Genomic DNA, 5,252 nt, shown 5'->3' with positions numbered 1-5,252 from the left:
GTATAGCCCGGCCGGCGTTTGAGGACGAGCCGGCCGCCAGGCCGTGACCGGGGTCTGGGGCGGAGCCCCAGGAAGCGGGAAGGGGCGGGGAGGGGCCACACACACGGCCGTGGGGCCGTTCCGCACCCCCGGGCGATGCGGAACGGCCCCACGTGAAGGACCGACAGACTGCGGGCCTTACTTCGCCGAGGTGCGGGCGGCGGCAGCCGCCTCCGCGGCCTCCTCCGCGGCCTCGTCCGCCTCGATCTGCTCCTCGGTGTCGCCGGCGTCGCGACGCTTGGCGTAGTTGAGGACCTTGCGCAGCTCCTTCTTGACGACCGGAGCCAGCAGGTACAGACCGACGATGTTGAACAGCGCCGCCATGAACAGCGTCGCGTCCGACAGGTCGACGAGCACGCCCAGCGAGAGCAGCGCGCCGGTGACGACCATGGTGCAGAAGATGACCTTGTACACCAGCTCGGAGGTCTTGCTGTGGCCGAACAGGTGGCCCCAGCTCTTCAGGCCGTAGTAGCTCCAGGTGATGACCGTGGAGAAGGCGAAGAGGATGACCGCGACGGTGAGCACGTACGGGAACCACGGCAGCGCGGTCTCGAACGCGTCGGAGGTGATCGAGATGCCCGCGCCGGTGCTGCGGTCCAGCTCGCCGCCCTCGATGGCGGTCTCACGGTACTGGGTGTACAGCGGGCCGCCGGCGATGATGATCGTCAGGGCGGTCATGGTGCAGATGACGACGGTGTCGATGAAGGGCTCGATCATGGCGACGAGACCCTCGGTGGCCGGACGCTTGGTCTTCACCGCGGAGTGGGCGATCGGCGCCGAGCCGATACCGGCCTCGTTGGAGAAGGCCGCCCGCTGGAAGCCGACGATCAGGGCGCCGATGACACCACCGGCGACACCCTCGGGGTTGAACGCCTGGGAGACGATCGTGGCGATGGCGTTCGGCACCTCGGTGAGGTTGAAGCCGATGACCAGCAGACAGGCGGTGACGTACAGCAGCGCCATGGAGGGGACCAGGCGGCTGGTGACGGCGCCGATGGAGCGCATGCCGCCGATCAGGACCAGGGCGACCAGACCGGCGATGACCAGACCGTAGAAGATCGCGCCGCCGCTGGTGCCGAAGACGCTGTCGTCCTTGCCGGTGACCGAGACCAGCTGCTCCAGCGACTGGTTGATCTGGAAGAGGTTGCCGCCGAAGAAGGTGAAGAAGAGGATCATGACGGCGGACAGCGCGGCGAGGACCTTGCCGACCGTCGGCCAGCCGCGCTCCGCCAGGCCCTTGCGCAGGTACAGCATCGGGCCGCCGTTGACCGTGCCGTCCTTGTTGAACTCGCGGTACTTCACGCCGAGGGTGCACTCGACGAACTTGGTGGCCATGCCGAGGAAGCCGCAGAGGATCATCCAGAACGTGGCGCCCGGGCCACCGATGGAGATCGCGATGGCGACACCCGCGATGTTGCCGAGACCGACGGTGCCGGAGACGGCGGAGGTCAGCGCCTGGAAGTGGTTGATCTCGCCCGGCGCGTCCTTCTGCTCGTACTTGCCGCGCACCAGCTTGAACGCGGTCTTCAGGTGGCGGACCTGGGCGAACCCGAAGTAGATCGAGAAGATCGCTCCGGCGACGACGAGCCATCCCACGATGAGCGGGAAGCTCGTCCCGAAGATGTCGACGCTGTAGAAGACGATTTCGCCCAGAAACTTGGAGACCGGCTCGAACACGCCGTTTACGGCGTCGTTGACCGAGTCAGTCCAGGAGGTTTCGCTGTTTGCCATGAGTACCTCTGGCGTATGCCACTAAGGGGACGGGAGGTTGCGGCAGAATGCCGGGTGGTGCATTCGGGCGCGATTGACGAGGCCAGACGCAAATCGCGGTGGCCGCTCCGTTGAGTTCACCGGGACGTCGGATCCCCGTAAAAAACGGATTGGCCGTTCCTATCACGCAGCGCGATGGCATTCGTGTGACGCGGGTCACACGACCACATCACGGTCCAGTCACAGGATGGACATCGTCACGCGAATCGGACGGATCGCTCACTAAACATGCATGATTCACCGATAATCGAGCACACGTGGTGACGTTACGTGAGCGTACTGGTGCCCTGGTCAGACCGCCAGGGTCTCGACGAGGCTTTCCTGGAGGCCGCCCAGCCAGAGGTAGGCCATCACCAGCGGCTTGCGCGGATCCTCGTCGTCCAGCTCGTACAGCGCCGCCGAGTCGTCCTCACTGGTGACGTGCAGCCGGGAGGCCAGCGTCAGTCTCAGGTCGTTGAGGGTGCCCAGCCACTGCCGGGACTGCTCGGGCGCGAGCGTGAGCACCGCTCCCCCGCTGCCGTCGGGCACCAGCGAGTCCAGCGAGCGCACGACGGCCAGCCCGTCCTCCCGCTTGCGGGCGCGCAGGTCGTTCTCGGTGAAGCGGCGGAACTCCGCCGACAGCGCCTCCGCCTCGGCGTCCGGCTTCCGACCGGGACCGCTGTAGGCGTCGGGGAAGAGCCGGGCCAGCGCCGGGTCGGAGGGCGCCTCGCTCGGCCCCTCGGCGAACAGCTCGGCCAGCGGATCGTCGTTCTCCGCCGGACCGGGGCCGATCAGCTCCAGGAGCTGCACGACGAGGCTGCGGAGGATGGAGACCTCCACCTCCTCCAACGCGATCGCCGCACCGCCGGGAACCGTCGGGGAGGGGTCGAAGTAGGCCGCCATCAGCGGTCCTGGGAGAGGGTCGCCCAGAGTCCGTACCCGTGCATCGCCTGCACGTCGCGCTCCATCTCCTCGCGGGAACCGCTCGACACCACGGCCCGCCCCTTGTTGTGGACGTCCAGCATGAGTCGCCGCGCCTTGTCCTTGGAGTACCCGAAGTAGGCCTGGAAGACGTAGGTCACGTAACTCATCAGGTTCACCGGGTCGTTGTGCACGAGCGTCACCCACGGGACGTCCGGCTCGGCCACCGGCTCGGACGCTCCGGTCACTTCTGGACGCTCGATCTCCACGGGTACGGTCACATGCTCCATGCTGCCACCGCCCCCGGGGGCGAACGCAAACCGCACCCGCCGTCCGGCGGCGGGTCGGACACCACCCGCTCCTCGATATCGTCACAGTGACGAGATGTGGAGTAGCATCGGCGGCATGAACGCTGCTGCCACGCTCGGGCTGCCGGTCGCCGTGCCCTCGACGGCACTCTTCACCGACCACTACGAGCTGACGATGGTGCAGGCCGCGCTGCGCGGCGGCACCGCGGACCGCCGATCGGTCTTCGAGGTGTTCACCCGGCGCCTCCCCGAGGGCCGCCGCTACGGCGTCGTCGCCGGCACCGGCCGGGTCCTGGACGCGGTCGCCAACTTCCGCTTCGAGGACGAACAGCTCGCCTTCCTCCGCGCGCACCGCGTGGTCGACGAACCCACCCTGGCCTGGCTCGCCGACCACCGCTTCAGCGGCGACATCAGCGGCTACCCGGAGGGCGAGGTGTACTTCCCCGGCTCACCGGTCCTCCGCGTCGAGGGCACCTTCGCCGAGTGCGTCCTGCTGGAGACGGTCGTCCTGTCGATCCTCAACCACGACTCCGCCGTCGCCGCCGCCGCGTCCCGGATGGCCGTCGCCGCGCGCGGCCGCACCCTCGTCGAGATGGGCGCCCGGCGCACCCACGAACTGGCCGCCGTCGCCGCCGCGCGGGCCGCCTACGTCGGCGGCTTCGACGCCACCTCCGACCTCGCCGCCGGCTACCGCTACGGCATCCCCACCGTCGGGACCAGCGCCCACGCGTTCACACTCGTACACGACAGCGAACGCGACGCCTTCACCGCCCAGGTCGACTCCCTGGGCCGCGGCACCACCCTGCTGGTCGACACCTACGACGTGGCCGAGGCCGTCCGCGCCGCCGTCGACATCGCCGGCCCCGGGCTCGGCGCCGTGCGCATCGACTCCGGCGACCTGCTGCTGCTCGCCCACCGCGTCCGCCAGCAGCTCGACGAGCTGGGCGCCCGCGACACCCGCATCGTGGTCACCAGCGACCTCGACGAGTACGCCATCGCCTCCCTCGCCGCCGCCCCCGTCGACGCCTACGGCGTCGGCACCCAGCTTGTCACCGGCAGCGGCCACCCCACGTCGTCGATGGTCTACAAGCTGGTCGCCCGCGCGGAATCCACCGAACCCGACGCGCCCCTCGTCCCGGTCGCGAAGAAGTCGATGGGTGCGAAGCTCTCCATCGCGGGCGCGAAGTGGGCCGCCCGCCAGCGGGACGCCGAAGGCGTCGCCGAGGCGGAAGTCGTCGGCACCGGAGAGGTTCCCGCCGAGCTGGCCGGGCAGGAGCTGTCCGTGGAACTGGTACGCGGCGGGGAGATCGTGGCACGCGAACCGCTGGAGGCCGCCAGGGAGCGCCACCGGGCGGCTCGCGCGGCCCTCCCCCTCTCCGCCACCCAGCTCTCCCGGGGAGAACCCGTCCTCCCCACCCGCTACCTCGTATGAGACTGGTACGGGACTGGTGTGAGAACCGCGTGAGAACCGTCAACCAACCGGCCGAAGGGTGTGCGTCATGCACCGGGCACTGATCGTCGTGGACGTACAGAACGACTTCTGCGAAGGCGGCAGCCTCGCGGTCCAGGGCGGCTCCGACGTCGCCGCGGCGATCACCGACCTGATCGCCGACGCCACCGCCGGCTACCACCACATCGTCGCCAGCCGGGACCACCACATCGACCCCGGCGACCACTTCTCCGGCGAACCGGACTACACCACCACCTGGCCCCCGCACTGCGTCGCCGGCACCGAGGGCGTCGGCTTCCATCCCAACTTCGCCCCCGCCGTCGCCTCCGGCGCCCTCGACGCCGTCTTCAGCAAGGGCGCGTACACGGCCGCCTACAGCGGCTTCGAGGGCAGCGACGAGGACGGCACGACCCTCGCGGAGTGGCTGCGCCGGCACCACGTGACGGAGGTCGACGTCGTCGGCATCGCCACGGACCACTGCGTGCGGGCCACGGCGCTGGACGCCGCCGCGGAGGGGTTCCGGACGCGGGTCCTGCTGGACCTGACGGCGGGCGTCACGCCGGAGACGACCCGGGCGGCGCTGGAGGCGATGCGGGAGGCGGGCGTCGAGCTGAGCGGCACCCCGGTGCTGCGGTAGCGCCCCCGTGAGCGGCACCCCGGTGCTGCGGTAGCGCCCCCGGGGGTCCTCCCCAGCCCCACACCCCTTCCCGCTTCCTGGGGCTCCGCCCCAGACCCCGATCACGGCCTGGCGGCCCTTCGTCCTCAAACGCCGGACAGGCTGAATC

At 69.8% G+C, this 5,252-nt stretch carries 5 protein-coding genes; 2 read left to right on the top strand and 3 right to left on the bottom strand.

Annotation, left to right across the window (positions count from 1 at the left end; all coding sequences use genetic code 11):
- Positions 1-177: 177 nt before the first annotated feature.
- The 3 genes from GL263_RS20905 to clpS form a co-directional block, all read right to left on the bottom strand.
- On the bottom strand, positions 178-1,770 hold the full coding sequence (locus GL263_RS20905; RefSeq protein ID WP_182857275.1) for an alanine/glycine:cation symporter family protein: 1,593 nt from the start codon (positions 1,768-1,770) through the stop codon (positions 178-180).
- Between the two features lie 330 nt (positions 1,771-2,100).
- Positions 2,101-2,691 carry a DUF2017 domain-containing protein gene (locus tag GL263_RS20900; protein ID WP_182857274.1) on the bottom strand — a complete coding sequence of 197 codons (591 nt, stop codon included), beginning with the start codon at positions 2,689-2,691 and terminating at the stop codon, positions 2,101-2,103.
- On the bottom strand, positions 2,691-2,999 hold the full coding sequence (clpS, locus tag GL263_RS20895; protein ID WP_182857273.1) for an ATP-dependent Clp protease adapter ClpS: 309 nt from the start codon (positions 2,997-2,999) through the stop codon (positions 2,691-2,693). The genes GL263_RS20900 and clpS overlap by 1 nt, the downstream gene beginning before the upstream one ends.
- Before the next feature lie 115 nt (positions 3,000-3,114).
- On the opposite strand from clpS, the gene GL263_RS20890 reads away from it, so the two are divergent.
- Positions 3,115-4,449 carry a nicotinate phosphoribosyltransferase gene (locus GL263_RS20890; RefSeq protein WP_182857272.1) on the top strand — a complete coding sequence of 445 codons (1,335 nt, stop codon included), beginning with the start codon at positions 3,115-3,117 and terminating at the stop codon, positions 4,447-4,449.
- Positions 4,450-4,516: 67 nt separating this feature from the next.
- The gene (locus GL263_RS20885; protein WP_182857271.1) at positions 4,517-5,104 is read left to right on the top strand and encodes a nicotinamidase; all 588 of its coding nucleotides are present in this window, start codon (positions 4,517-4,519) and stop codon (positions 5,102-5,104) included.
- The last annotated feature ends 148 nt before the right edge of the window (positions 5,105-5,252 follow it).

The organism is Streptomyces durbertensis, from assembly GCF_014156695.1.
Lineage (GTDB): Bacteria > Actinomycetota > Actinomycetes > Streptomycetales > Streptomycetaceae > Streptomyces > Streptomyces durbertensis.
Note: the sequence above shows the minus strand (reverse complement) of the source record. Positions and strands in the feature narration are given on the sequence as shown.

Coding starts and splice junctions, on each gene's coding strand:
- GL263_RS20905 (WP_182857275.1), bottom strand. CDS start 1,770: ATGGCAAACAGCGAAACCTCCTGGACTGACTCGGTCAACGACGCCGTA.
- GL263_RS20900 (WP_182857274.1), bottom strand. CDS start 2,691: ATGGCGGCCTACTTCGACCCCTCCCCGACGGTTCCCGGCGGTGCGGCG.
- clpS (WP_182857273.1), bottom strand. CDS start 2,999: ATGGAGCATGTGACCGTACCCGTGGAGATCGAGCGTCCAGAAGTGACC.
- GL263_RS20890 (WP_182857272.1), top strand. CDS start 3,115: ATGAACGCTGCTGCCACGCTCGGGCTGCCGGTCGCCGTGCCCTCGACG.
- GL263_RS20885 (WP_182857271.1), top strand. CDS start 4,517: ATGCACCGGGCACTGATCGTCGTGGACGTACAGAACGACTTCTGCGAA.